The sequence below is a fragment of the Chloroflexota bacterium genome, assembly GCA_018825785.1.
GTDB lineage: Bacteria > Chloroflexota > Dehalococcoidia > JACVQG01 > JAHKAY01 > JAHKAY01.
Map to the genome: position 1 here is coordinate 1 of JAHKAY010000019.1, position 25296 is coordinate 25296.

Annotated in this window: 27 protein-coding genes; 10 read left to right on the top strand and 17 right to left on the bottom strand. The window is 61.7% G+C overall.

What is annotated here, in order from left to right; genetic code table 11:
* Positions 1-778 (top strand): IS3 family transposase (locus KJ624_03140; GenBank protein MBU2008836.1); only part of this gene is annotated, 778 nt, incomplete at its 5' end.
* Positions 779-959: 181 nt separating this feature from the next.
* Here the strand turns inward: KJ624_03140 and KJ624_03145 are convergent.
* The 15 genes from KJ624_03145 to hslU form a co-directional block, all read right to left on the bottom strand.
* Positions 960-1703: a hypothetical protein gene (locus KJ624_03145; protein ID MBU2008837.1), complete on the bottom strand. Its 744-nt coding sequence runs from the start codon at positions 1701-1703 to the stop codon at positions 960-962.
* 121 nt (positions 1704-1824) lie between these two features.
* Positions 1825-2571 (bottom strand): Hint domain-containing protein, encoded by a 747-nt coding sequence (locus KJ624_03150; GenBank protein MBU2008838.1) that lies wholly within the window; start codon positions 2569-2571, stop codon positions 1825-1827.
* 225 nt (positions 2572-2796) lie between these two features.
* Complete coding sequence (locus KJ624_03155; GenBank protein ID MBU2008839.1) at positions 2797-3609, bottom strand: glutaminyl-peptide cyclotransferase; 813 nt, start codon at positions 3607-3609, stop codon at positions 2797-2799.
* 74 nt (positions 3610-3683) lie between these two features.
* Entirely contained in the window at positions 3684-4079 is a 396-nt protein-coding gene (locus tag KJ624_03160) for an SRPBCC domain-containing protein (GenBank protein ID MBU2008840.1), read from the bottom strand.
* A 28-nt stretch (positions 4080-4107) separates the two neighbouring features.
* A complete protein-coding gene (locus tag KJ624_03165; protein ID MBU2008841.1) occupies positions 4108-5832 on the bottom strand; it encodes a proline--tRNA ligase in 1725 nt (574 codons plus the stop codon).
* The gene (gene ispG / locus KJ624_03170; protein MBU2008842.1) at positions 5829-6875 is read right to left on the bottom strand and encodes a flavodoxin-dependent (E)-4-hydroxy-3-methylbut-2-enyl-diphosphate synthase; all 1047 of its coding nucleotides are present in this window, start codon (positions 6873-6875) and stop codon (positions 5829-5831) included. The genes KJ624_03165 and ispG overlap by 4 nt, the downstream gene beginning before the upstream one ends.
* Positions 6872-7906, bottom strand: a complete 1035-nt coding sequence (locus KJ624_03175; protein ID MBU2008843.1) for a M50 family metallopeptidase — start codon at positions 7904-7906, stop codon at positions 6872-6874. The genes ispG and KJ624_03175 overlap by 4 nt, the downstream gene beginning before the upstream one ends.
* Entirely contained in the window at positions 7894-9027 is a 1134-nt protein-coding gene (locus tag KJ624_03180; protein MBU2008844.1) for a 1-deoxy-D-xylulose-5-phosphate reductoisomerase, read from the bottom strand. The genes KJ624_03175 and KJ624_03180 overlap by 13 nt, the downstream gene beginning before the upstream one ends.
* Positions 9028-9037: 10 nt before the next feature.
* The gene (locus KJ624_03185) at positions 9038-9805 is read right to left on the bottom strand and encodes a phosphatidate cytidylyltransferase (GenBank protein MBU2008845.1); all 768 of its coding nucleotides are present in this window, start codon (positions 9803-9805) and stop codon (positions 9038-9040) included.
* Positions 9805-10509, bottom strand: a complete 705-nt coding sequence (gene uppS, locus KJ624_03190; GenBank protein MBU2008846.1) for a di-trans,poly-cis-decaprenylcistransferase — start codon at positions 10507-10509, stop codon at positions 9805-9807. The genes KJ624_03185 and uppS overlap by 1 nt, the downstream gene beginning before the upstream one ends.
* 3 nt (positions 10510-10512) lie before the next feature.
* A complete protein-coding gene (gene frr, locus KJ624_03195) occupies positions 10513-11076 on the bottom strand; it encodes a ribosome recycling factor (GenBank protein ID MBU2008847.1) in 564 nt (187 codons plus the stop codon).
* Between the two features lie 4 nt (positions 11077-11080).
* Positions 11081-11791 carry a UMP kinase gene (gene pyrH, locus KJ624_03200; GenBank protein ID MBU2008848.1) on the bottom strand — a complete coding sequence of 237 codons (711 nt, stop codon included), beginning with the start codon at positions 11789-11791 and terminating at the stop codon, positions 11081-11083.
* An 11-nt stretch (positions 11792-11802) separates the two neighbouring features.
* Complete coding sequence (locus KJ624_03205) at positions 11803-12303, bottom strand: elongation factor Ts (GenBank protein ID MBU2008849.1); 501 nt, start codon at positions 12301-12303, stop codon at positions 11803-11805.
* Positions 12300-13055 (bottom strand): 30S ribosomal protein S2, encoded by a 756-nt coding sequence (gene rpsB, locus KJ624_03210; protein ID MBU2008850.1) that lies wholly within the window; start codon positions 13053-13055, stop codon positions 12300-12302. Before rpsB ends, KJ624_03205 begins: the two co-directional genes overlap by 4 nt.
* Before the next feature lie 38 nt (positions 13056-13093).
* Positions 13094-14458 (bottom strand): ATP-dependent protease ATPase subunit HslU, encoded by a 1365-nt coding sequence (gene hslU, locus KJ624_03215; GenBank protein MBU2008851.1) that lies wholly within the window; start codon positions 14456-14458, stop codon positions 13094-13096.
* A 180-nt stretch (positions 14459-14638) separates the two neighbouring features.
* Between hslU and nusA the strand changes: the two genes are divergently transcribed.
* From nusA to truB, 5 genes are read left to right on the top strand one after another with little or no spacing between them, the layout of a single operon-like run.
* Positions 14639-16003: a transcription termination factor NusA gene (nusA, locus tag KJ624_03220; GenBank protein ID MBU2008852.1), complete on the top strand. Its 1365-nt coding sequence runs from the start codon at positions 14639-14641 to the stop codon at positions 16001-16003.
* The gene (locus tag KJ624_03225) at positions 16000-16281 is read left to right on the top strand and encodes a YlxR family protein (protein MBU2008853.1); all 282 of its coding nucleotides are present in this window, start codon (positions 16000-16002) and stop codon (positions 16279-16281) included. The genes nusA and KJ624_03225 overlap by 4 nt, the downstream gene beginning before the upstream one ends.
* Positions 16268-18037, top strand: a complete 1770-nt coding sequence (infB, locus tag KJ624_03230) for a translation initiation factor IF-2 (protein MBU2008854.1) — start codon at positions 16268-16270, stop codon at positions 18035-18037. The genes KJ624_03225 and infB overlap by 14 nt, the downstream gene beginning before the upstream one ends.
* On the top strand, positions 18034-18387 hold the full coding sequence (rbfA, locus tag KJ624_03235; GenBank protein ID MBU2008855.1) for a 30S ribosome-binding factor RbfA: 354 nt from the start codon (positions 18034-18036) through the stop codon (positions 18385-18387). The genes infB and rbfA overlap by 4 nt, the downstream gene beginning before the upstream one ends.
* A 12-nt stretch (positions 18388-18399) precedes the next feature.
* Positions 18400-19260, top strand: coding sequence for a tRNA pseudouridine(55) synthase TruB (truB, locus tag KJ624_03240; protein ID MBU2008856.1), 861 nt, complete (start codon positions 18400-18402; stop codon positions 19258-19260).
* A gap of 230 nt (positions 19261-19490) precedes the next feature.
* Here truB and KJ624_03245 read toward each other — a convergent pair whose 3' ends face one another.
* Positions 19491-20159: a histidinol phosphate phosphatase domain-containing protein gene (locus KJ624_03245; protein MBU2008857.1), complete on the bottom strand. Its 669-nt coding sequence runs from the start codon at positions 20157-20159 to the stop codon at positions 19491-19493.
* 67 nt (positions 20160-20226) lie between these two features.
* On the opposite strand from KJ624_03245, the gene KJ624_03250 reads away from it, so the two are divergent.
* From KJ624_03250 to KJ624_03265, 4 genes are read left to right on the top strand one after another with little or no spacing between them, the layout of a single operon-like run.
* Complete coding sequence (locus KJ624_03250) at positions 20227-21300, top strand: inositol-3-phosphate synthase (protein MBU2008858.1); 1074 nt, start codon at positions 20227-20229, stop codon at positions 21298-21300.
* A gap of 3 nt (positions 21301-21303) precedes the next feature.
* A complete protein-coding gene (locus tag KJ624_03255; GenBank protein MBU2008859.1) occupies positions 21304-22416 on the top strand; it encodes a glycosyltransferase family 4 protein in 1113 nt (370 codons plus the stop codon).
* A gap of 55 nt (positions 22417-22471) precedes the next feature.
* The gene (locus tag KJ624_03260; GenBank protein MBU2008860.1) at positions 22472-22972 is read left to right on the top strand and encodes a CDP-alcohol phosphatidyltransferase family protein; all 501 of its coding nucleotides are present in this window, start codon (positions 22472-22474) and stop codon (positions 22970-22972) included.
* Between the two features lie 42 nt (positions 22973-23014).
* Positions 23015-24298, top strand: coding sequence for an adenylosuccinate synthase (locus KJ624_03265; protein MBU2008861.1), 1284 nt, complete (start codon positions 23015-23017; stop codon positions 24296-24298).
* A 156-nt stretch (positions 24299-24454) separates the two neighbouring features.
* On the opposite strand, the gene KJ624_03270 is transcribed toward KJ624_03265, so the two are convergent.
* Positions 24455-25231 (bottom strand): histone deacetylase family protein, encoded by a 777-nt coding sequence (locus KJ624_03270; protein MBU2008862.1) that lies wholly within the window; start codon positions 25229-25231, stop codon positions 24455-24457.
* Positions 25232-25296: the final 65 nt, after the last annotated feature.

Genomic DNA, 25296 nt, shown 5'->3' on the forward strand with positions numbered 1-25296 from the left:
GATTGACCGTCAATACCTGGCCACACCGTTCTATGGAGCGCGCCGGCTGGCCGCCTGGCTCAGGAACCAGGGTCACAGGGTCAACCGCAAACGTGTGCGGCGGCTGATGCAGGTGATGGGCCTCAAGGCCATCTATCGCCGTCCCCGGACCAGTCAGCCGGCGCCGGGCCACAGAACCTACCCCTACCTGCTGGGCGGCATGGAGATAACGAGGCCGGACCAGGCATGGGCGGCGGACATCACCTACATCCCGATGGCCCGGGGCTTCCTGTACCTGGTGGCCATCATGGACTGGCGCAGCCGCTGCGTGCTCTCCTGGCGGCTGTCCAACACCCTGGACGGCGACTTCTGCCTCGAGGCACTGGAGGAGGCACTCCGAAAGGGCCTGCCTCACATCTTCAACACCGACCAGGGAGCTCAGTTCACCGCCGAGGCCTTCACCGGGATGCTGGATCGACACGGGGTGAGGATCAGCATGGACGGGAAAGGGCGCTACAGCGACAACCTGTTCGTGGAGCGGCTGTGGCGCACGGTCAAGTACGAGGAGGTGTATCTGAAAGCATACCAGGATGGCAGAGAGGCCAGGACCGGAATCGGGGACTACTTCCGCTTCTACAACACCCAGCGTCCCCACCAGGCCCTGGGATACCGGACACCGGGAGAGGCGTACGCCTCAATCCCTATGGAAGCTACGGAAGGAGGTGTGGTAGAATCTTCAGCACCGGGCAGTCTGAGGACGGCAGGGCCCGCTCTTAATATGGCCTCTTCCCTGTCCTAACAATGGGGTCCACCTCAACGACCAGCTTTAATAAACTCATGGTCTTTGGTGGCAATCTTACTGCGGCTGTTCCCAATATGCTGGCACTTGTCGGCTTCGCCGTTGTGTTTGGTATTATCGCCGCCTGGCGTTTCCGCACCAGCGCCGTCTAAAGGCCCGGGTATCCCCAGGACGGTCGGCGTCAGCTAAGTATTGCGGATGGGTGCTCTTGGAACGGGTGAGTCCTCAGAACCAGCGAGAACAGGTAGGGGTAGTTCGATTTCAGATGTTCAACATAGTCCAACCATTCACTGGCCAGGTGGTCATAGAACCTGCGGATATCATTTGCCAAGTGCGCCAGGTCCTTCTCGGGTAGATTGGCAGTCGACGGTCTGGCCTCGAGTTCCTCGTCCAGGTGGGTAAGCGCCCACAGCAGGCTGGTGAAACGGTCGTGCTCAAGCAGACTGGGATTTCCCAGCAATCTCAACAAGAACTCTCGTTTCCCCGCCAGGAACGCTTTAAGACCTTCCAGGTTTACACTGTGACAGTCAACCTCAATTCTCAGGTGGTAAGCAAACTCCGCAGCTTTTCGGAAATCTCTATGCGTCCACTGTTCCGTGATATTAAGGTGCTGGGCAATCTCCGTGCGGTTGTCGAATTCCTTGAGGAGAGAATTGAGCAGGTGGTTTCCAGCTTCGCTGAAAAAAGCCCCCACTACCATGTTGAGCTTCTGTAGCTTGCCCTCTTTCTCCCTGCGGGCAAGGATGCGTTCAATTATTACCACGACAAGCAAAACTTGCAGCGGCAGAAATGCTAGGTCGCCGAGCATGTATATGAAGATGTGGTGCACATCGTGGAAGATGAGGTAATGAACAAAGTATAGTATCACGGAGAGGGTCAAGAATATCAAAGCCAGAGAAATAAAGAAGGAATAGCGCTTTATCATTGGCGGGGAGCCATTATGAAATACATCCTATTTTTGCCTGAAGCGGATGATAGCACATATCCCGAGCCAAGCATACGCCACAACCGAACCGCGATTGAACGCTCGCTATCCAATTGAATGCTTACCTGGTTGCCAGCGTGCTCTTCAACAAGACCCCGTTGGCCCAATACAGACCTGTCGTACTGGAGGGCAAGAGGTCGTAGGTCGTACCGCTGTCATAGGCCACAAGCTCCACCGCTACCACCAGCGCCCCGTTCAGGGTATCGCCCGCCTGGTAATCGCCCAGTGCTCGTCCCTCAGCCGTGGGGTGGCCCAGCGACGCGGTCACAATACGTCCGTCGTTCAGTTTAACCCTTACTACCTGGAAGGACGACGGCACAGGGGTCACCGCGGTCTCGACCACCGAGGCCCGGACACGCTCTCCCCAGCCGTCCACCGTCCACACGGCCATCCCTTTGCGCAACTGCTCTACCGGGACCGGTCCGGCAGGAGTATCTATGAGACTTCCCCTCGCCAGGCAAATGGGACACGTGTTGAAGCTTGGTTCTCGTTTCAGTACCGTTATCTCACCCCACCGTGTGATGGTCCCGTCTATGCGCTCCCCCTGGCCTTCTCCCACTCGTAGCGTGAAGTTGTAGACATCGCCAGAAGCAGTAGTCTGGACTGCGAAGGTGAGTTTCTTGTGCTCCCGGTAGATACGCAATTTCTCCTCGTTGGTGTACGGGGCTTTGTTCGGCAGGCCAAGATATTCCAGGACCGCGGAGAATTCAGCCTCGTTCGTCCTGATGACAGGAAACTGCTCCAGAGCGTTCTTCTCTTCTTGTCCCTCTCGCGCCACCGGGTAGAAATCGGGGTCGCAGTAAAACACCTCACCGAACCTGGAAACCAGACGGTATTTCAGCTGTGGTAGCGAGTAGCTGACAGGGGGCGTTGGCGTCTGCGTTCCTGGAGTCTGTGTTGTTGGCGTCTGCGTCGTTGGAGTCTGTGTACCTGGTGTCTGCGTCGGTTGCACTCCGCACGCTGACGGAAGAAAGACTAGCCCTGCTGCAAGCAGTGCCAACCATATCATCGTGATACGCGATTTTTTCATCCTCTACTCCAGCGGAACCAGTTTAATCTCAAAGACCTTGGGCCACAACTTTCCGGTTACAAACAGACGGTCATTCTCAGCGTCATACGCGATGCCGTTGAGAACATCCACGGGCTCCCGCAGCTCTTCCTGACCGAGAAGTCCATCCATTTCTATCCAGCCAATCACCTTACCGGTAGTGGGTGAGAGCCTGGCAATGCGGTTTGTTAGCCAGACATTGGCATAGATCTCCCCTCGGACGTATTCTAGTTCATTCAGTCTGGTGACAGGTCCGAAATTGTCAGATACCTCTATTCGACCGGTTTCCTTGAAGTTGTCTGGATGCAGGAAATACAACGTGGAGGTACCATCGCTCATGACCAGGTGATTTCCATCATGGGTTATGCCCCAGCCCTCGGTTGAGTACGTGAACTGCTCCAGTAACTCAAAACTGTTCTTGTCGTACACGAACCCGATTCCTTCTCTCCATGTCAGCTGGATTATCCTGTCTCTCCAAATAGTAATTCCCTCACCAAAGAGCTGCTCTGGCAGCTTGCGAATCTGCAGGACCTCTCCCGTCTCCAAATCTACCCTGCGTAGGGTAGAGGCCCCGTAGAGCCCCGTTCCTTCATATAGAGCGCCGCCACTGAAGACCAGTCCTTGCGTAAAAGCCTTTTGGTCATGAGGATAAGTATTGATAATCTCATATGTATATATGGGGACAGCCTGTACTGTGGCGGGACCCGGTGACATGGGAAGCCCTGAGCAGGAGGCAAGAGGAAGGACCAGCAATGATGTAACCAACGCCAGGAGCAAAATCCCGGAACGAGCACTCATAGAGGCTCCCCTAAGCGGACAATTCGCAGGCAATATAGCGGTCTGGGTTGATACTCTTCACAGCCGTGATTGTCCTAGTGTTTCTCCAGCAGGTCTTTCATAGGCGTCCAGTAGTAATCACGCCATCCCTGGCTGATGTCATCGTAGAACTCCACAGGAACCCCAGTCTGAGTTAAAGTCAGGCGTGTACTGCCCGGGACCCCTTTCAGCGAAAACGTGGCCTGGGAGTAGTGGCCTTCCGGCCAATCGCTGTACCGCCACGACTGGACAATCTTGTGGTCTGGCACCAGCTCAAGATTGACCCCCACGATATCGCCGCCATATATACTGAACTTATCTCCTGCGCGGCGGCTGATGCGCGCCGGAGAGCTGGTGAGAGCAGAATGTTTCTTTGAATCCATAAGCGTCTCATATACCTCGTTGGGACTCGCTTTGAAAGTCACCGACTGGCGAATGGTCCTGGTTTTCATTCCCTGCTCCTCTGTTGCTGACTTTGCTTCACCCCTGGCTGGCAGCGGGTGGGGGGGCGAGGGCGGGGTGGCGGGGGAGGCGGGGGGCAAGGCCCTCCAGGGGCCAGAGCTGCGCCTCCTTCTCCTTCCTCCCCTTTATCTCCGCGGAAGCCTTCTGTAGGGTGCGGGGGCTGACGGTGACACGGAGGGGCATCCCCAGGAGGTCGGCATCGTTGAACTTGACCCCCGGCGATTCCTGCCGGTCATCGTAGAGGACCTCCAGCCCCTCCGCCTCCAGCTCCTGGTAGAGCCTCTCCGCCGTCTCCCTGACCTGGGCCTGTTCCAGGAGGAGGGGGCAGAGGTATATCTGGTAGGGGGCGATGGTGGGGGGCCAGAGGATGCCCTTTTCATCATGGTTCACTTCTGCCGCCGCCGCCATGAGCCTTCCCAGGCCGATACCGTAGCAGCCCATGACCAGGGGATGGACCTTCCCTTCCTGGTCCAGGAACTGGGCGCCCATCTTCTCGCTGATGAAGGTCTCCAGCTTGAAGACGTGGCCCACCTCTATCCCCCGCTCCGAGGCCAGTTCCCGGCCACAGCCGGGGCAGGGGAGGCCCGCCCGGGCCAGGGCGATATCGGTCAGGATGTCCACGGTGAAATCCCTGGGGTAGTTCACATTCTTGATGTGGGTGTCGGGGCGGTTCCCCCCCGCCACCAGGTTCCGGGCCAGGGCCACCGAGTCGTCGGCTACGGTCTTTATCCCCCTGAGCCCCAGGGGGGAGGCCGACCCCGCCACCAGCCCCGCCCCTTTCACCTCCTCCTCGGTGGCCAGCCTCAGCTCAGGACAGCCCAGGGCCCTTTTCAGCTTGGTCTCGTTTATCTCCAGGTCCCCGCGGATGGTGGCGAAGACCACCTCACCGTTGCAGGAATAGAAGACGGCCTTGAGGGTCCTGGCCGTGGGCACTCCCAGGAAGCGGGCCAGGTCTTCAATGGTGATGATGCCGGGGGTGGTGACCTCCTCCAGGGGCAGGGGCTTTTCCTGGGAGGGGTTGCCTTTCTGAAAGGAAGCCTTTTCCGCATTGGCGGCGTAGCCGCAGCCGGGGCAGTGGAGGACCTCGTCCTCGCCGCTGGGGGCCAGGGCCATGAACTCGTGGGAGACCTTCCCGCCGATGGCCCCGCTGTCCGCCTCCACCATCAGGGCGGGGAGGCCGCAGCGGCGGTAGATGTTCTGGTAGGCCACTATCATCTTCTGGTAGCTTTGCTCCAGCCCGGCCTCATCGGCATCAAAGCTGTAGAGGTCCAGCATCTGGAACTCCCGGACCCGGATGAGGCCCCCCCGGGGGCGGGGCTCATCCCGGAATTTGGTCTGGACCTGGTAGAGGAGCAGGGGCAAATCCCGGTAGCTCTTCGTATGGCGGCGGACTATCTGGGTGATGACCTCCTCGTGGGTCGGGCCGAGGAAAAGCTGGTGGTCCCGCCGGTCTTTGAGGGCAAAGAGGGTGGGGCCGAAGCTCAGGTGGCGCCCCGTCTCTTCCCAGAGCTCCACTGGCTGGAGGACGGGCAGGAAAAGCTCCTGTCCCCCCGCCCGGTCCATCTCCTCGCGGATGATGTTTTCTATCTTCCTCAACACCCGCCAGCCCAGGGGGAGAAAGGAATAGACCCCCGAGGCCACCTGGCTTATCATCCCCGCCCGGAGCAATAGCTGGTGGGAGATAGTGTCTGCCTCGGCGGGGGGCTGGCGCAGGGTCTTGGTGAGGAGCCGGGAGACCCTCATCTTGCCAGCCGGAAAAGCTCGCTGCTGAGGGCGGGGAGAAGCTCCTCTTCCTCCACGGTCCTGATGACCTGGCCCTTGAGGAAGAGGGCCCCCTTCCCCTTCCCGCAGGCGATGCCCACATCCGCCTCCCGGCACTCCCCGGGGCCGTTCACCACACAGCCCATGACGGCCACCTTCAGGGGCCTGTCTATCCCCGATAGCATCTCCTCCACCTTCTGGGCGATTTCCGGCAGGTTGTCCACCTCGCAGCGGCCGCAGGTGGGGCAGGAGACCAGCACCGGGCCCTTTTCCAGGTCCAGGGCCTTCAGTATTTCATACCCCTCCCTCACTTCCTCCCGGGGGTCGGGGGTGGTGAGGGAGACCCGGATGGTGTCCCCGATGCCCTCGTTGAGGAGGATGCCTATGCCGATGGCCGAGCGCACAGTGCCCGCCAGCGGGGGCCCGGCCTCGGTGATGCCCAGGTGGATGGGGTAGGGCATCTTCTCCGCCAGGAGGCGGTTGGCCTCCACCGTGGTGGGGACGTCAAAGGCCTTGGCCGATACCTTGATAAGCTCAAAGCCCAGGCCCTCCAGGTATTCCACCTCCCGCAGGGCCGCCTGGGCCAGGCGCTGGGGGAGGGGGCCCTGAAGGTCTTGGGGCAGGCTCCCGGCATTGACCCCGACGCGGATGGGGATCTGGCGCTCCTTGGCCATCTTCACTATCTGGGCCACCCTTTTCCGATCCCCCATGGTGCCCGGGTTGAGGCGCAGGGCATCGGCCCCGGCTTCCAGGGAGAGGAGTGCCAGGCGGTAGTCAAAGTGGATATCGGCGATGATGGGGAGGGGAGATTTCTTTCTTATCTCCGCCAGGGCCAAAGCGGCCTCCCTATCGGGGACGGCCAGGCGGACGAGCCGGCAGCCGGCCTCTGCCAGCTCCCTTATCTGGCGGCGGGTGGCGTGGACATCCCTGGTATCGGTCTTGGTCATGGACTGGACCACGATGCTGGCCCCGCCCCCCACCACCACCCCGCCGATATTCACCGGGCGGGAAAAACGCCTCTTCATTCCTGCCCCATTACTCTCATTAAATCATAATAGCTAACTACCAGCAACAGGCCTATCAGGAGGGCCATGCCGATGAGGTGGACTAGGTTTTCCCGGCGCGGGGAGATACGTTTTCTTCTCACCGCCTCCAGCAGCACAAAGGCCAGCCGTCCCCCGTCCAGGCCGGGGAGGGGAAAGAGATTGATGATGGCCAGGTTGATGCTGAGGAAGGCGGCGAAGGCGAGGAGGGGACCTGGGCCGGCCTGGGCCACCTCCCCGGCAATCTGAAAGACGGCTATGGGTCCCCCCACCTGGGGGGAGGTGCGGCGGACGAACCCGCCCCATATCTCATTGCGGAAGAGCTTCAGCGTATCCACCAGGGCCCCCGCTCCCATGGGGAGGGCCCGCCAGAAGGGATAGGATACCTTTTGGACCTGGGGGTCTTCTGTTGTGACCATTATGCCCACCGCTCCCTGTTCAGGGGGCGGCCGCCACCGGGGGACAACCGTGACCATCAGGGGCTGGCCATCCCTCTGGACCAGGAGCTCCAGGGGGGAGCCCAGGTGGAGCTGGATGCGGTAGATGAGGTCGGCGCTATTTAAGATTTCGTGTCCCCCCGCCTGGACTATCTGGTCTCCCGGGGCCAGGCCGGCCTGCTGGGCGGGGGAGCCGGGGGCTACCTCCTGGAGGACTACCCTGCCCACGGCGGTTTCCTGGGGAAGCATGAAGCTGGCAGCGAAGAGGAAAACGGGCAGCAGGATGTTCATCAGCGAACCGGAGATGAGGACGAGGGTGCGAACCGGGATGGGCTTGCCCGCCAGGCTGCGCGGATTGGTGGGGTCCTCCTCCCCCAGGAGCCGGACAAAGCCCCCCAGGGGGAGGAGGTTCAGGGAATAGGCCGTCTCTCCCACCCTGAAAGCGGCTAGGCGGGGGGGATAGCCCAGCCCAAACTCCTCCACCTTCACCCCGGATAGCTTGGCGGTGATGAAATGGCCAAACTCATGGGCCAGGATGAGAAGGACGATTATGAGGATGACGCTCAGGATATCCAACGAGCAACCTCCAGGGCCTTCTCCCGGCCGGATTTGTCGGCTTCCAGGACCTCCTCCAGGGAGGGGTGGGGGACGGGCCGGTGGCCTTCCATGGCTTTCTCCACCAGGCGGGGGATGGCGGTAAAGGAGATGCGGCGGGAGAGGAAGAGCTCCACCGCCACCTCATCGGCGGCGGAGAGGACCGCAGGCAGGGTCCCCCCCTCCCGCCCTGCCTCCAGGGCCAGCTTCAGGCAGGGGAAGTGCTCATAGTCGGGGGGCTCAAAGGTGAGACTGCTCAATCTCTTCCAGTCCAGGCGGGGGAGGTGGGGGTTTTCCAGGCGCTGGGGGTAGGTCAGGGCATACTGGATGGGCAGGCGCATATCGGGGGGGGCCATCTGGGCCTTCACCGAGCCGTCCGCAAACTCCACCAGGGAGTGGACCAGGCTCTGGGGATGGACCAGGACCTCTATTTTCTCGTAGGGGATGCCGAAGAGCCAGTGGGCCTCTATGGCCTCAAAGCCCTTGTTCATCAGGGTGGCGGCATCAACGGTCACCTTCTTTCCCATCTTCCAGGTGGGGTGGGCCAGAGCCTCCTCCGGCGTTATCCGGGGCAGCTCCTCCAGGGGGAGGCGTAGGAAGGGGCCGCCGGAGGCGGTGAGGACCAGGCGGGCTATCTTCTCCCGTTCCTCGCCCACCAGGCACTGCCAGAGGGCGCTGTGCTCGCTGTCTATGGGCAGAAGCTGGCCGGGGCGGGCCTCCCGCATGATTATCTCCCCTGCCATTACCAGGACCTCCTTGTTGGCCAGGGCCACCCTCTTCCCCGCCCTGAGGGCGGCCAGGGTGGGGGAGAGGCCTGCTTTTCCCGAAGTGGCCACCAACACAAGGTCCACGGCGGGGTGGGCGGCAATCTCCTCCAGGCTGGCCCGGCGGAAGTTGCCGGTGAGGTCGGGGCCATCAAAGGCCACCATCTCCGGCTGCCATTGGGCAACCTGCCGGGCCAGGAGGTCCCGGTTCTTCCCCGCCGCGAGGGCCAGCACCCGGAAGCGCCCCGGGAAAGAGGCCACAACCTCCAGGGCCTGCTGGCCGATAGAGCCCGTGGAGCCCAGGAGGGCCAGGTGGGTCGGCTTATGTGAGTCCTTCATGGGGAAAGGCTTAGAACAGCCCGGTCATTAGATAATAGACCAGTGGGGCGGTGAAGGCAACGCTGTCCATCCGGTCCAGGACGCCACCGTGGCCGGGGAGGATGGCCCCGGCGTCCTTGGCCCCCGCCCCCCTCTTGAGCCAGGACTCGGCCAGGTCCCCCACCTGTCCCAGGACCCCCACCGCCGCCCCGAGATATGCCGCCTGGGTGGAGCTCAAAGGCAGGCCCAGGAGGAGGTCCAGGAGATAGGCGGCCAGGATGGCCCCCAGGAACCCGCCCTCCGCGCCCTCCCGGGTCTTGCCCGGGCTTATCCCTGGCGCGAGAGGCCGGTGTCCCAGGGCCCGGCCGACGAAATAGGCCGAGGTATCGCAGGCGAAGGTGGTGAAGAGGGCGAAGACCGCCCAGCCCCACCCCACCTGCATCAGGGCCACCAGATAGCCCAGGAGCCATCCCGGGTAGAACATCCCCGCCAGAAGGGGGGCCCAGGTGGGGAAGGGCTTTTTGAAGGCAAACAGCCCGGCCAGGCTGCCGCCCACCGCCAGGGCGATGAGCCCGACTACCAGGTCACCGGGCAAGAGGGGTCTCAGGGCGAAGAGGGCGGAGAAGATAAGGCCCAGGCCGAGAACGGCCCCCCCTACCCCTGATAGCCGGTAGAACTCCCACGAGCCTATCAGGCTGATGAGGGCCACCAAGAAGGCGAACCAGTACAGGCCCAGGTATAGACAAATAAAAAGGAGGGCCAATGCCCAGATAGAGGTTATTGTTCGCTTCTGGAGCACTATTCCGGGACCCGGCCGAAGCGCCGCTGGCGCTGGCTGTAGGCCAGAAGGGCTTTCTCCATCTCCTCATCGCCAAAGTCGGGCCAGTAGGCGGGGGTGAAGTAGTATTCGCTGTAGGCGGCCTGCCAGATAAGGAAATTGCTCACCCTGACCTCCCCGCCGGTGCGGATGATGAGGTCGGGGTCGGGGAGGTCGGGGGTGTAGAGGTAGCGGCGGAAGATGTCCTCGTCAACCTCGGCGGGGGTGATGCCCCGGGAGAGGAGGGAGCGCACAGCGTCCAGGACCTCCGCCCTCCCCCCGTAGTTGAAGGCCACGGAGAGGGTCATGCCGGTGTTGTTTTTGGTGAGCTCCACGGCCTGCTTCACCCGCTTTGCCAGGCGGGGGGAGAGGCCGTCCAGCCTGCCCACGTGCTTGAGCCTCACCTCGCGGCGGTGGAGATCCTCCGTTTCCCGGTCAATGACCTGTGCCAGGAGGCGGAAGAGGCCGTTCACCTCTGGCCTGGGGCGGTTCCAGTTCTCGGTGGAGAAGGCGAAGAGGGTGAGATATTTGATGCCGTATTTGCCAAAGGCGGAGACCACCCGGCGGATGTTCTCGGTGCCCTGGCGGTGGCCCTCCAGGCGGGGGAGGCCCCTCTCCTGGGCCCATCGGCCGTTTCCGTCCATGATGATGGCCACATGGCGGGGCAGAGGGCTGATTTCAGGCATATATCAGCCCTCCCAGACCTCTTTCTCCTTGCTCTCCCCCAGGCGGTTCATATCTTCCAGATTGCCATCGGTGAGGTTCTGCAGTTCGGTCTGGGCCCGTTTGGAATCGTCCTGGGAAATGCTCCCTTCCTTCTCCAGCTTTCTCAGTTCCTCCAGGATATCCCGGCGGATATTGCGGAGGGCTATCCTCCCGTCTTCCGCCCGCTTTCTTACTATCTTTACCAGCTCCTTCCGCCTCTCTTCAGTGAGGGAGGGGATGGCCAGGCGCAGGACATGGCCGTCGCTGGCGGGGGTGAGGCCCAGGTCCGATTTGAGGAGCGCTTTTTCAATGGCTACCAGGGAGGCCCTGTCCCAGGGCTGGATGACGAGGAGCCGGGCCTCCGGGGCGGTGATGGTGGCCATCTGGTCCAGGGGGGTGGGGACGCCATAATATTCCACTTTCACCTTCTCCACCAGGGCGGGGGAGGCCCGGCCGGTGCGGATGCTGGCCAGCTCCCTTTCCAGCGCTGCGCTGGCCTTCTTCATCCGGCTGTCGGCCTCCTGGAGCAGTTCCCTGGGGGTGGGCATCATTTCAACTCTGGACCCGGCTGCCTATGGGCTCCCCCGCCACCGTCCGCTCTATGCTGTCCTTGGCCCGGAGGTCAAAGACGATGATGGGAAGCTTGTTCTCAAGACAAAGGGCGAAGGCAGTGGCGTCCATCACCTCTGGCCTCAGCCTTATGGCCTCCTCATGGGTGAGGTGCTCAAAGCGCCGGGCCCGGGGGTTTTTCTGGGGGTCGGAGTCGTAGATGCCATCTACTCGGTTCTTGGCCATGAGCAGGACCTCCGCCCCTGTCTCTATCGCCCGCAAGGCCGCGGCGGTATCTGTGGTCATATAGGGGTTGCCCGTGCCCGAGGCGAAGATGACCACCCGGCCCTTCTCCATGTGGCGCATGGCCCGGCGGCGGATATAGGGCTCGGCCACCGCCTTTACCTCTAAGGCCGACTGGGTCCTGGTCTCCACACCTTGCCTTTCCAGGGCATCCTGAAGGGCCAGGGCGTTGATAACGGTGGCCAGCATCCCAGCGTAGTCGGCGCTGGCTCTCTCCATCCCCATTTTCGCGGCTTTGGCCCCCCGGAAGATGTTTCCCCCGCCGACCACTATGGCCACCCGGGTCCCCTGCTCCACCACCCGCTTAATCTGGCGGGCAATGTTCTTGAGTGCGGTCTCGTCAATGCCGTAGGCCTGCTCTCCCTGGAGGGCCTCACCGCTGAGCTTGAGAAGGACCTGCTTGTAGGCGATGGGCTCCCTCCTTAGACCCCCAGTTCAAAACGGGCGAAGCGCTTCACACGGATATTCTCCCCCACCCGGGCGATGGTCTCCATTACCCTCTCCTCCACGCTCTTCTGAGGGTCTTTGATAAAGGGCTGAGAAAGGAGGCAGACCTCCTTGGGGTCGGCGCAATCGCCGGGGGGGACCTGCTGTGGGGAAAGGAACATGGGGGCGGTGGCGGCTACTTGGAGGGCCAGGTCATGGGCCAGGTCTTTTAACTCCTGGGTGCGGGCCACAAAGTCGCTCTCGCAGTTCACCTCCACGAGGGCCCCGATGCGGGCGCCGGGATGGATATAGGCCTCTACCAGCCCCTGGGATACCTCTCGGTGGAGCTTTTTCTCCGCCCGGGCCAGGCCCCGCTTGAGGAGGAGCTCCAGGGCTTTCTCCTCATTGCACTCACATTCCGTGAGGGCATTCTTGCACTCAATAACAGGCGCCCCGGTCTTCTCGCGGAGCGCCTTTATCTGGGCGGTCAGGCTCATCGGTTTTCCTCGTCGGGGGCAAAGGAGAGGGACTGAGGCCCTCCTTCCATCGCCGCCTCGGGGGCCTCGGGCATAGCTTCCTCCCTCATGGCTTTTCCCTCCAGGACAGCGTCGGCGATGCGGCTGGTGATGAGGCGCACTGCCCGGATGGCATCGTCATTGGCGGGGATGGAGTAGTCTATGGGCCGGGGGTCGCAGTTGGTATCACAGATGGCCAACACAGGGATGCCCATCTTTCTGGCCTCGCTTAGGGCGATGGCCTCATTTACCGGGTCCACTATGAAGAGGGCCGAGGGCAGGGTGGTCATCTCTTTGAAGCCGCCCATATACCGATTGAGGCGGGTCATTTCCTCCTGGAGCTTGCTGGTCTCCTTCTTGGGTAGGTTCACCAGTTCCCCCCTGGCCATGGCATCCTCCTGCCGCACCAGATAGTCAATGCGGGCCTGGATGGTGGAGAAGTTGGTGAGCATCCCCCCCAGCCAGCGCTGATTGACATAGAACATACCGCAGCGTTTGGCCTCCTGTTCTACCGCCTCCTGGGCCTGTTTTTTGGTGCCTACGAAGAGGATGTGGCCCCCATCGGCCACCACGTTCTTCACGAACTCAGAGGCTTTTTCCAAGAGGACCACGGTCTGTTGGAGGTCAATGATGTGGATGCCGTTGCGCTGGGTGAAAATAAACCCCTTCATCTGGGGGTGCCATCGGCTGGTCTGGTGGCCGAAGTGGGCCCCCGCTTCAAGAAGGAGTTTCATAGAGACAGCTGTGGATGATTCCTGTATCACGTCACCCCCTAGAGTATATATCGGCTGAGGTCTTCATCCCGGAGCAGGTTCCCCAGGTGCTCCCGGACATATGCCTGGTCCACCATTACCTTCTCCCCCTGCCTCTGTGGGGCGGCGAAGGAGAGCTCTTCCAGGACCTGTTCCATGATGGTATAGAGCCGGCGGGCCCCTATGTTCTCCATCTTCTCGTTCATCCGGCTGGCCCAGAAAGCCATCTCGGCGATGCCCTCATGGGTAAAGTCAAGCTCCACCCCCTCTGTTGCCAGGAGGGCATGGTATTGCTTGGTAAGGGAGTTCTCCGGCTCCTCAAGGATGCGCTCCAGGTCCTGCGGGGAGAGTGATTTGAGCTCTACCCTGAGGGGCAAGCGCCCCTGGAGTTCCGGGATAAGGTCCGAGGGCTTGCAGTCGTAGAAAGCCCCGGCAGCGATGAAGAGGATGTAATCGGTCTTCACTGGGCCAAAGCGGGTCATGACTGTGGTCCCCTCCACAATGGGCAGGAGGTCCCTCTGCACCCCCTCCCCGGAGACATCTCTGCCAACCTCTATCTTGGGGCCGCAGAGCTTGTCCAGCTCGTCTATGAAGATAACCCCGTCCTCGTGGGTGCGGGTCAGGGCCCGGTCCACCACCTGGTCGAAGTCAATGAGCTTGTTGGCCTCTTCCTTGGTGAGGATACGTCGGGCCTCTTTCACTGGTACCCGCCGCCAGCGACGCTGGCCATCATACTCCTTCAGGTTCTCCCATTCCCAGTTATCTTCCGGGGCCCGGAGAGCCAGCTCCGCCGGGCTTTCCACATCGCCCCCTATCTCTATCTCAACTATCTGTTCCTCCAGTTGCTTGGCATGGAGGAGCTTGGCCACATACTGACGTGAGGAACGGCGGGTGGGGTGCCGACGGAGCACGGTCCTCTCGTCAAGGGGAAGGGTGAGCTGGCCCTGGGGAAGGGCAATCTTGGCAGGGAGCTGTTTGCAGAGATAGTCCAAGAGCTTCTCATTGGCCGCCTTTTCCGCCTTGGTGGTCACTTCAGCCAGCTCGTTCTCATAGACCTTCATCACGGCTGTTTCCACCAGGTCGGTGACCATAGACTCCACATCCCGGCCCACATAGCCCACCTCGGTGAACTTGGTGGCCTCCACCTTGATGAAAGGGGCATCAATCAGGGAAACCACCCGGCGGGCGATCTCCGTCTTGCCCACCCCGGTTGGGCCTATCATCAGAATATTCTTGGGGATGATCTCCTTCCGCATCTCAGGCGGTAGATGGCGGCGGCGCTCACGGTTTCTCAAGGCGATGGCTACCGCCCGCTTGGCCTCTTCCTGCCCGACAATATAGCGGTTCAGTTCCCGAACGACCGCCTGTGGGGTAAGCCCCTTCATGTCCTGCCTCATTGAATTCTTTAAGAGTTTAACACAAGGCCCCTGCGGGGGCAATAGACGGCCTGCAAAAGGGGGGACCATATTAATCTTGCTTTTCTTGCCGGAGCGTGGTATACTAAATCGAATATGCTCTGGCTCTTAAAAGGTGGGTAGAACCCACCTTTTTGGTTGGGAGGCGGGATGAAGACGGAATTTATGATGGCCATAGCCCAGCTGGCCGCGGAGAAGAGGCTGCCCCGGGAGGTGGTCCTCCAGGCAGTGGAGCAGGCCCTGGCCTCTGCTTTCCGTAAGGACGACTTCGCTGGCTTCAACATCTCCGTTAAGATCCTTCCTGCCACTGGGGAGATGAAGGTCCTGGTGCACAAAACGGTGGTGGAGAACCCCACCGACCCCAAAAAGGAGCTCTCCCTGGATGAGGCCAATAAGATAAGGCCCAATGTCCAGATAGGCGATAGTATTGACCTGGAGGAGGCCCCCAAGCACGCCGGGCGTATCGCTGCCCAGACAGCCAAACAGGTAGTGCTTCAGAGGCTGAGGGAGGCGGAGCAGTCCGCTGTCTTTGATGAGTTCCGGGGACGGGAGGGGGAGGTTCTGGTGGGGGTGGTGCAGAGGGTGGAGCCCAAGCAGGTTGTGGTAAACCTTGGTCGGGGGGAGGCCCTCCTCCCCCAGACGGAGCAGGTAAAGGGAGAGCGCTACCGCTCCGGCCAGAGGCTGAGGGTCTATCTGGTGGAGGCACAGCGCACCGCCAGAGGCCCGCTGATGGTCGTTTCCCGGACCCATAAGAACCTGCTGAAGAACATGCTGGAGCTGGAGGTGCCGGAGGTGGCCCAGGGGGTAGTGGAGGTAAAAGCCATCTCCCGGGAGGCCGGCTCCCGGAGCAAGGTAGCAGTAGCCGCCCGTCAGCCGGGGGTGGACCCGGTAGGCAGTGTGGTAGGCCTGAGGGGCCTGCGTATCCAGAGCATCGTCAAGGAGCTGGGCGGGGAAAAGATAGATGTGGTAGAGTGGAGCCCTGACCCGGCGGTATTCATCGCTAACGCCCTCTCCCCTGCCCAGGTGGTGCGGGTGGAGATCCACCAAGGGGAAAAGGCGGCCACGGTGGTGGTGCCCGACCGCCAGCTCTCCCTGGCCATCGGCAAGGAGGGGCAAAATGCCCGCCTGGCGGCTAAACTCACCGGCTGGCGGATAGATATCAAGAGTGTCACCGCCGCCGAGGCGGAGAAGCCCCCCGCCCCTCAAGTAGTTGAGGAGGCTGTGGCCGCTGAGGCAGCCCCTGCCTTGGAGGGGGTCCTGCGGGAGGCCACTGGGGTGGCCCTCGCCGAGGCCCCGCCGGAGGTTGCCGCCGTGGAGATAGTCTTTCCTGTGGTGGTAGCCCCGGAAAGGGGGCCCATCCGCTTTGCCGAGGAGATCCTCTCCTCCCGCACCACCGTGGAAAAGAAGAAGAAGAAGGAGAAGGAGAAGGATGATAAGAGCCGGCCCAGAAAGCCCCGCCGGGTCAAAGCGGAGTCGGTAGAGGAAGAGGAAGACCTGGGGACAGAAAGCCTGTGAGAACTGTAGGAAGGCCCGTTCCCCAGCGCACCTGTATCTCCTGCCGGCAGGTCAGGGATAAAAGGGGGCTGGTCCGTATCGTGCAGGGGGTGGACGGGGGTGTGGAGGTGGACCCCTCTTGGAAGAAGGCGGGGAGGGGGGCTTATCTGTGCCCCCGCCTCCAGTGCTGGCAGGACCTCAAGGTTGATAGGCTGGGCCATGCCCTGAGGACAAAGGTAAGTCCCCAGGCCATGTCCCAGCTCATGGAACATGCTAGGAGGACCTATGGGTCTAGTTAAAGAGGAAAAGCCCCGGGAACCAGGGGCAAAAAAGTCCGTTGAATTCCCCCCCTCCCTGACGGTGAGGGAACTGGCGGAGCTTCTCAAAATCAGCCCCGTGGAGGCCATAAAGCAGCTCATGCGCGCGGGAATAATGGCCAGCATCAACCAGGTCATTGACTATCATACTGCGGCGCTGGTGGCCACGGAGTTGGGCTTTGAGCCCCGGGAGAAGCCGGAAGTCAAGCAGAAGGTGGAGGTGGTGGGAGGGCTTTTCCCCAGGCCCCCCGTCATCACCATCCTGGGCCATGTGGACCACGGCAAGACCACCCTCCTGGATGCCATCCGCCGGACGGATGTGGCCTCTACCGAGGCCGGTGGCATTACCCAGCGCATCGGGGCCTACCAGGTGGAGGTGGATGGCAGGAAGATAACATTCCTGGATACCCCCGGTCACGAGGCCTTTACCGCCATGCGGGCCCGGGGGGCCCAGGCAACAGACATAGCCGTCCTGGTGGTTGCTGCCGACGATGGGGTGATGCCCCAGACCGTAGAAGCCATCCACCACGCTCAGGCGGCCAATGTGCCTATTGTCGTGGCCATCAATAAGGTGGATAAGCCCGAGGCCAACCCTGAGAAGGTCAAGCGCCAACTGGCGGAGCTGGGCCTTCTGGTGGAGAAATGGGGGGGCCAGGTGGTCTGCGTCGAAGTATCGGCCAAGAAGAGGCAAGGGATAGATGAACTGCTGGAGAACCTGCTCCTGGTGGCCGATATACAGGAGCTTAAGGCAGACCCCAACCGCTCTGCGGTGGGGGCGGTGGTAGAGGCGGGGCTGGACAAGACCCGGGGCCCCGTAGCCACCCTCCTTGTCCAGAACGGCACCCTGAAAGTGGGCGACGCCATTGCGGTGGGAGATACCTGGGGCCGCATCAAGGCCATGTTCAACGATAAAGGGAAGAGGGTCAAAGAGACAGGCCCGGCTACCCCGGTATCGGTCATGGGCCTCAACAGTGTCCCCCTGGCCGGTGAGCCTTTTACAACCCTCCCCGATGAGCGCCAGGCCCGCTCTTTCCTCCAGCAGCGCCAGCAGGAAAGGCAGGGGGCTCTCCTGCAGCCCAAAAAGGCCGCCTCTTTGCAGGATATCTACACCAAGATAAAGGAAGGGGAGGTGAAAGAGCTCCCCGTGGTGCTCAAGACCGATGTCCAGGGGAGCATTGAGCCCATCCGCACCTCCCTTGAGAAGCTGAGCACCGAGAAGATAAGGCTCCGGGTCATCCACGCCGCTTCAGGTACCATCACCGAAAGCGATGTCCTCCTGGCCCTGGCCTCCAAGGGCATCGTCATCGGCTTTAATACCCGCCCTGAGCCTGGGGCCAGGAAACTGGCCGAGACCGAGGGGGTAGAGGTCCACTTCTATAATGTTATCTATGAACTGGTGGAGGCGGTGGACAGGGCCCTCCAGGGGATGGTGGAGCCCACCTATCTGGAGGTGATTGATGGCCGGGCCCGGGTCCTGGCCTCCTTCGGCGCTGGCAAGGGGGTCAGGAAGGTGGCCGGGGTCCTGACAACAGAAGGAAGGCTTACTATGGGCTCCCAGGTGCGGGTGCGGAGGGGAACGGAAGTGCTCCACGAGAGTAAGGTGAAGAGCCTGAGGCGCTTCAAGGATAATGTCCCCGAGGTGGGAGCAGGGCTGGAGGCCGGGGTGGGGGTGGAGGACTTCCGGGACTTCCAGGAAGGGGATATCCTGGAAACCTACCACCGGGAAAAGGCCCCTTGACCCGCCGCACCGAGCGCCTTAACGACCTGCTCCGGGAGGAGATAAGCCAGGTCCTCCACCACCAGGCCCGGGACCCCCGCCTGGCTGGCCTTCTGAGCATCACCAACGTGGATATATCCCCCGATATGCGCTATGCCAGGGTCTTCGTCAGTATCCTGGGCAACGAGGAGGAGAAGGACAAGGCCCTCCATGGCCTTGTCCGGGCCCAGGGCTTCTTTCGCCGGGAGCTGGCCCGCAAGCTCAACCTGAGGCGGACACCACTGCTCAGCTTCCACCGGGATGACTCCATAGAGGAGGCGGCCCGGGTCCTGCAGCTTATGGGCCAGGTAGAAAAAGAGGACACCCGGTAAGCTGTAATCCGATTGGGCGTTGATGGCCTCCTCAATATCAGCAAGCCCGCTGGCCTCACCTCTTTTGTCACTGTAGCCCGGGTCCGCGCTCTGGCGGGGGAGAAAAAGGCGGGCCACGCGGGCACCCTGGACCCCCTGGCTACGGGCGTCCTTCCCATAGGGCTGGGGGCCGGCACCCGTGTTCTTTCCTATCTCTTGGAACTGCCCAAGCTATACCGGGCGGAGATTGAGCTGGGGGCCACCACCGATACCTATGATGCTGAGGGCCGGGTAATCTCCCGCAGGGACCCCTCTCATATCACCGAAGAACAGGTCCAGGAGGCCCTGAAAGGCTTTGACGGTGAGGTCTGCCAGCGCCCCCCCGTCTACAGTGCCCTGAAGCTAAGGGGCCGACCTTTCTACTCCCTGGCCAGAAAGGGCCATCCCCAGAGCCCCACACCCCGCCGGGTTAAGGTGTATGCTATCCGTCTCCTTGCCTTCCAGCCACCCCGGGTGCTGCTGGAGGCGGAGGTGGGGCGGGGTTTCTACCTTCGCTCACTGGCCCACGACCTGGGGGAGGCCCTGGGCTGCGGGGGCTTCCTCAAGGTCCTGGTGCGGTTGCGCTACGGCCCATTCCTCCTGGATGAGGCCCATCCCCCGGAGGGCGACCTTCTTTCCCACCTCCTGCCCCTGGACTTCCCCTTACAGGGCTTGCCCCCTCTGGAGCTGGGGGAAAACGAAGCCCTGGCCCTGAGGCGGGGCCAGGCTTTGCCCCTCTCCGCCAGGCTCCCCCCTGGGGAGCGCTTCAGGGCCTACCGGCAAGGGGCCTTCCTGGCGGTACTCAGGCGGAAGGGGGATGCCCTCCTGCCTGAGAAGGTTTTTTGCCCAATCTAGGGAAATAGGGGCAAGAGCGGGGCCAAAGGTATTGACATTTGCTATGTGATATGTCTATATTTCAGCCAGCCTATTTGAAAGGAGGTGGCCAAAGTGCAGGCATACTGTTTCAAGTGCCGGACGAAGAGGGAGATAAAGAACCCGACGAGGATTACCCTCAAGAACGGTCGCCCTGCCACGCGTGGGGTGTGTCCGGTCTGCGGCACTAAAGTATTCCGCATCGGCCATAGCTAGGGGTTCTCCTTAACAGGAAGGCGGCTGAGGAGGAGTTGGGCGTTTTTCTGCAGGTCCGCTAGCTCTTCCTCAGTCAAGCCCGCGCCTATGCCTACAGCCCTGAAGAGGGAGGGGGTAAGGAAGTCTTCTTCGTCATGGGCATCTGAGGCTATCAGTAGTTTAGCCTGGGTCTGGCGGGCCATCTGAGCGATGTGGCCGTTGGTCCGGGAGTGGCCCTTTCGGGCGGTCAGTTCGAGGAAGACGCCCTGCTGGGCGGCCAATAAGGCCTCTTCCAGGGTGATGAGGCCGGGGTGGGCCAGGAGGTCCACATAGCGCGAACTCAGGGCGGCCCGGTTGGTTCCGGGCTCTGTGGGTTCGGTAAGCGTCTCACCGTGGACCACCACCAGCCAGGCCCCCAGCTCTTTCGCTCTTTGGGCCATCTGGGGTATGATGGCAGCGGGGAGATGGGTAAGCTCCACCCCGGGGATGGCCAGAATATTCCAGTGGGCCCTGGCCACCAGACAGTCTTTCTTTACCTCCTCGAGCACCCTCTCCAGAGAACCGGGGCCCACATGGTCGGTGAGGGCTATGGCTCCAAGCCCAAGGACATGTGCCCGGCGGATGAGTTCCATTGGCGAAAGGACGCCATCGCTGAGGTAGGTGTGGGTATGGAAATCGGCGAGCATGTCCCCTAAAATACCATAACGGGGCAGGAGAGACAAGATGAAGAAATCTGTGCATGTGAGGAGGAGTATGGGTGAAATCAATGTGGCCGTCATCGGCGTGGGGAACTGTGCTTCCTCTCTGGTCCAGGGTGTCCAGTATTATCGCAAGGCGAAAAAGGAAGAGTTTGTCCCCGGCCTGATGCATGTGGACCTGGGGGGCTACCATGTGGGGGATATACGCTTCGTAGCCGCCTTTGATATAGACAAGAACAAGGTGGGAAAGGACCTGGCCCAGGCCATCTTTGCCCCACCCAACAACACCATCCGCTTCAGTGATGTCCCCGATACGGGGGTGAAGGTGGAGAGGGGGATGACCCATGACGGCCTGGGGAAATACCTCTCCCAGGTCATCTCCAAAGCCCCGGGGGCCACATCCAACATAGTCCAGCTCCTGAAGGATACCGGGACCCATGTGGTGGTGAACTTCCTCCCGGTGGGCAGTGAGATGGCCACCAAGTGGTATATAGAGCAGGTGCTGGATGCCGGCTGCGGCTTTGTCAACTGTATCCCGGTGTTTATCGCCAGGGAGCCATACTGGCAGAAGCGCTTTGAGGAGAGGGGCCTGCCGGTCATCGGGGACGACATCAAGTCCCAGGTGGGGGCCACCATCACCCACCGGGTCCTCACCCACCTTTTCCGGCAGAGGGGGGTGAAGTTGGAGCGGACCTATCAGCTCAATTTCGGCGGCAATACCGACTTTCTGAATATGCTGGAGAGGGAGAGGCTCCACTCCAAGAAGGTCTCCAAGACCCGGGCGGTGACCTCCCAGCTGGACTATGACATTGGGGCCGACAACATCCATATCGGCCCCTCGGACTATGTCCCCTGGCTCCAGGACCGGAAGTTCTGCTACATCCGGATGGAGGGGCGCACCTTTGGCGATGTGCCTCTCAACCTGGAGCTGAAGCTGGAGGTGTGGGACAGCCCCAATTCGGCGGGGGTGGTAATAGACGCCATCCGCTGCTGTAAGCTGGCCATGGACCGGGGGTTAAAGGGGGCCCTCATCGGCCCCTCAGCCTATTTCATGAAATCTCCTCCTGTCCAGTATTCTGATGATGAGGCCCACCGACTGGTGGAGGACTTTATCGCTGGGAAACTCTGAGGGATGAAGATAGCCATCGTTTCCCCCTATGACTTCTCCTACCCCGGGGGGGTGAACAACCATATAATTCAACTGGAAAAGCACTTCCTCAGAATGGGCCACCAGGTCAGAATCCTGGCCCCGCGGTCCAGGAAAGGCGTGACTGTTCCCAATCTCATACCCCTGGGCAGGGCCTTCCCTGTCCCCTCGGGGGGGTCTGTGGCCAGGATTACCTTTTCCCTCTGGCTTGGCCCCCGGGTGAAGGAAATCCTGGAGAGGGAAGCCTTTGACATCGCCCATGTCCATGAGCCCCTCACCCCCTTTCTCCCCGCGCTGGTCCTGATGCGGGCCCGCTGCCCCAAGATAGGCACCTTCCATGCCTGCCATCGGGAACCCCGGGGCTATGGCCTGACCAAGCCCCTCATCTCCGTCTGGTTCCAGCGGCTGGACGGTCTTACCGCTGTTTCCATCCCTGCCCGTGACTTCATCGCCCGGCATTTCCCCGGGGACTATCAGATTGTCCCCAACGGGGTGGACCTGGCCCTCTTCCGGCGGGAGACCCCGCCCCTGGAGGCCGTCAAGGAAGGCAAGACCCTGCTCTTTGTGGGCCGGCTGGAGAAAAGGAAGGGCCTGGACTACCTCCTGGGGGCCTTGGCCGTGATAAGAAAGGAAAGGAAGGATGTGCGGCTCATCGTGGTGGGGCCGGGGACCCGCCTCAGGGAGGCCTATGAGGAAATGGCCCGGGAAATAGGCGGGGTGCATTTCACCGGCCTTGTTCCCTCTGAGGACCTGCCCCGATATTATGCCTCGGCCAATATCTTTTGTGCCCCGGCCACGGGGGAGGAGAGCTTTGGACTTGTCCTCCTGGAGGCCATGGCCATGGCCAAGCCGATAGTGGCCTCTGCCATCCCCGGCTTCGCCCAGCTCGTCACCCACGGAGAGGACGGGGTCCTGGTGCCCCCCAAGGACGAGAAGGCCCTGGCGAGGGCCATCCTGGAGCTGCTGGAAGACCCCGCCAGGGCCCAGGCCATGGGAGAGAGGGGGTGGGAGAAGGCCCAGGGCTACTCCTGGGAGAGCATCGCTGAGAAGACCCTGGCGGTCTACCGGAGGCACCTGGTTGGGGCTCCCCGACTTTAGAAAGGGCGCGGCCCGCCGCCTGAGTTCCGTCCCGGCCCGGTTCCTTGTGGGCAGGATGAGCCCCAATACCCTGAGCCTGGTGGGCTTTCTCCTGAGCCTGCTTGCGGCCTCCCAGGTAGCCCTGGGCCATCTCCTCTGGGGTGGCCTGCTGGTCCTGCTGGCGGGTTTTGTGGACCTACTGGATGGGGCGGTGGCCCGGCTGGGGGGGCGGGCCACCCCTTTCGGGGCCGTCCTGGACTCCGTCCTGGACCGCCTCTCCGAGGCGGCTGTCCTTATGGGCCTGGTGGTCCATTTTGGGGGGTCCTCCCTGGTCTATCTTATCTACGCGGTCCTGGTGGGCTCCTTCCTGGTGAGCTATGTCCGGGCCAGGGGGGAGGGACTGGGGCTTGTCATGGAGACGGGCCTCTTCACCCGTGGGGAGAGGGTGGTGGTGCTGGCGTTGGGCCTGGTCTTCCCCGTGGTACTATGGCCCGCTCTGGCCCTCATCGCCTTCCTTTCCTGGTTCACGGTGGGAGAGCGCCTTTTCTCCGTCTGGCAGAAAACGGCCAAGCGCTGAACCTTTGACGAATAATGGCTTTTCTGGCATAGTAAGGAGGCCATGCCGGCCATAGCTATTCTAGGGGGCCAGTGGGGGGATGAGGGGAAAGGGAAGGTGGTGGACTACTTGGCCCAGCGCGCCCACACCGTTGCCCGTTTTGGCGGCGGCAGCAACGCCGGGCACACCGTCATCAACCAGTATGGCGAGTTCCGCATGCACCTGGTCCCCTCGGGGGTCTTCTATCCCCATATCACCTGCCTCATCGGCAACGGGGTGGTGGTGGACCCCAAGGTCCTGCTGGAGGAGATTGACCTTCTCCGCGGCCGGGGGGTGGACACCTCCCGTCTATTCCTCTCCGACCGGGCCCATCTGGTCATGCCCTACCATGTTCTTCTGGACGGGCTGGAGGAGGAGGCGCGGGGGGCCGGGGCACTGGGCACTACCCGGCGGGGGATAGGACCCTGCTATGTTGACAAGGCAGCTCGCCTGGGGATAAGGGCCGGGGAGCTCCTGGACCGGGAGGCCTTCAGGAAGCGCGTGGCCTTTGTCCTGGAGCAGAAGAATGCCCTCCTCACCCGGGTCTATGGCCGGGAGCCCCTTTCCCTGGAGGGGGTCTTCAACGAGTATTGCGCCTACGGGGAGCGCCTGCGTCCCTTCATCCGGGATACGGGACTCCTTCTGGAGGCGGTCCTGGAGCGGGGGGAATGGGTGGTCCTGGAGGGGGCCCAGGGGGCCCTTCTGGACCTGGACTTCGGCACCTATCCCTATGTCACCTCCTCCTCCCCCACCATCGGGGGGGCTCTTACGGGGCTGGGAGTGAGTGCCAGGAGGCTGGAGCAGGTCCTGGGGGTGTTCAAGGCCTACTCCACCCGGGTGGGGGAGGGGCCTCTGCCGACGGAGATGGAGAAAGAGATGGGGCAGAGGGTGAGGGAGCGGGGCCATGAATACGGGACCACCACTGGAAGGCCCCGGCGCTGCGGCTGGTTTGATGGGGTGGCCGCCAGATACGCCTCCCGGCTCAACGGCTTTACTGGTCTCGCTATCACTCGCCTGGATGTCCTGGATGAGCTCCCCGCTCTCAAGCTCTGTGGTGCCTATAAAGTGGGTCACGAGACCCTGGAGCATTTCCCCGCCAGCCTGCCCCTTCTGGAGCGCTGTCAGCCCGCCTATGAGGAGCTTCCCGGCTGGCAGACCCCCCTCCGGAATATCCGGCGCTTTGAGGACTTGCCCCCCCGGGCTAGAGCTTACATAAAGAAGATAGAGGAGATAGCTTCCTGCCCGGTGGTGCTCGTCTCCGTGGGCCCCCAGCGGGAGGAGACCATCCTTATCAAGCCCTTGTTCTAGCCCCGGAAGGCTATGTGGGCAGGCCGACCGGCTTTAGAGTGGTTCTGGCAATTGCGGGTAGAGGGCCCGTATATTGTCCTTGGTGCCGGGGGCATCGGACTTGTTGTACATGCCCTGGGTGCTATTGCCTGGTTCCGACGGGGGAGGGCTTGGCCCTTATCTAAAACCGTCCAGGAAGGCCTTTACATTCTTGCCCAGGACCTTCTGGTTGTAGCCGCCCTCCAGGACGGCAAACCTTCTGCCACTGCTGTTTCTCTCGGCCGCTCTCTTGAGCAGTGTGCCTATGGTTGTGTAGTCCTGAATCTCAAAAATCCCACCCCAGTCAGATTTGCTCGCATCAAATCCGGCTGATACGGCCAGAATATCATATTGTCTTGGCTCCGCGAGGAAGGCTTCCAGTTTCTGGAGTAGCATGGTCCTGTCCCCCCCCTGAGACACCAGGTGAAAATAGGTAACTCTGGGGTCATCATTCTGGGGGTCATCGAATGTGTAAAATGTCCCATCGCCCCAATGGAGGTCAAAGTCCACAATCAAGGCCCTTTCTATCTTCTTTTCATCCAGCAGCTTCATTACGGCGACGGCGATATTGTTAAAGTAGCAGAAGCCCCAGGAGGAGTCGGGACCGGCATGATGGCCGGGGGGCCGATTGATGGCCATAGAGACCTCTCCGGCCATTGCCATCTCCGAGGCCAAGAGCGCCCCGCCGGCGGACAGGAGGGCAGTATCATAGAGCTCATTGCCCTTTGATTTCACGTTGTCAATTTGCCGCTGGGTATGGACCCTTCTAATGTCTTCTACATTGGCCGGTTCGGGCTGGGTGAAGACAAAGCCGGGAACGCCCCAGAACTCTTTCAGGATGGCCTCTATTCTCCCGGGTTCAGCCGCCGCCTCTTTAGAGTAGACCGTTAGATAGGCGGGATGGTAGATTACTATAACCCCCTTCTGTTGAGGGGTCGGGAGCCTGGTCTCCCCGGGGGTTGGGGGGGCATTGGGGGTCG

Excerpts from the sequence above, each read along its gene's own strand:
- KJ624_03145 (MBU2008837.1), bottom strand. The coding sequence starts at position 1,703 with ATGATAAAGCGCTATTCCTTCTTTATTTCTCTGGCTTTGATATTCTTG.
- KJ624_03155 (MBU2008839.1), bottom strand. The coding sequence starts at position 3,609 with ATGAGTGCTCGTTCCGGGATTTTGCTCCTGGCGTTGGTTACATCATTG.
- KJ624_03160 (MBU2008840.1), bottom strand. The coding sequence starts at position 4,079 with ATGAAAACCAGGACCATTCGCCAGTCGGTGACTTTCAAAGCGAGTCCC.
- KJ624_03165 (MBU2008841.1), bottom strand. The coding sequence starts at position 5,832 with ATGAGGGTCTCCCGGCTCCTCACCAAGACCCTGCGCCAGCCCCCCGCC.
- ispG (MBU2008842.1), bottom strand. The coding sequence starts at position 6,875 with ATGAAGAGGCGTTTTTCCCGCCCGGTGAATATCGGCGGGGTGGTGGTG.
- KJ624_03180 (MBU2008844.1), bottom strand. The coding sequence starts at position 9,027 with ATGAAGGACTCACATAAGCCGACCCACCTGGCCCTCCTGGGCTCCACG.
- uppS (MBU2008846.1), bottom strand. The coding sequence starts at position 10,509 with ATGCCTGAAATCAGCCCTCTGCCCCGCCATGTGGCCATCATCATGGAC.
- frr (MBU2008847.1), bottom strand. The coding sequence starts at position 11,076 with ATGCCCACCCCCAGGGAACTGCTCCAGGAGGCCGACAGCCGGATGAAG.
- KJ624_03205 (MBU2008849.1), bottom strand. The coding sequence starts at position 12,303 with ATGAGCCTGACCGCCCAGATAAAGGCGCTCCGCGAGAAGACCGGGGCG.
- rpsB (MBU2008850.1), bottom strand. The coding sequence starts at position 13,055 with ATGAAACTCCTTCTTGAAGCGGGGGCCCACTTCGGCCACCAGACCAGC.
- hslU (MBU2008851.1), bottom strand. The coding sequence starts at position 14,458 with ATGAAGGGGCTTACCCCACAGGCGGTCGTTCGGGAACTGAACCGCTAT.
- nusA (MBU2008852.1), top strand. The coding sequence starts at position 14,639 with ATGAAGACGGAATTTATGATGGCCATAGCCCAGCTGGCCGCGGAGAAG.
- infB (MBU2008854.1), top strand. The coding sequence starts at position 16,268 with ATGGGTCTAGTTAAAGAGGAAAAGCCCCGGGAACCAGGGGCAAAAAAG.
- KJ624_03245 (MBU2008857.1), bottom strand. The coding sequence starts at position 20,159 with ATGCTCGCCGATTTCCATACCCACACCTACCTCAGCGATGGCGTCCTT.
- KJ624_03250 (MBU2008858.1), top strand. The coding sequence starts at position 20,227 with ATGGGTGAAATCAATGTGGCCGTCATCGGCGTGGGGAACTGTGCTTCC.
- KJ624_03255 (MBU2008859.1), top strand. The coding sequence starts at position 21,304 with ATGAAGATAGCCATCGTTTCCCCCTATGACTTCTCCTACCCCGGGGGG.
- KJ624_03260 (MBU2008860.1), top strand. The coding sequence starts at position 22,472 with ATGAGCCCCAATACCCTGAGCCTGGTGGGCTTTCTCCTGAGCCTGCTT.
- KJ624_03265 (MBU2008861.1), top strand. The coding sequence starts at position 23,015 with ATGCCGGCCATAGCTATTCTAGGGGGCCAGTGGGGGGATGAGGGGAAA.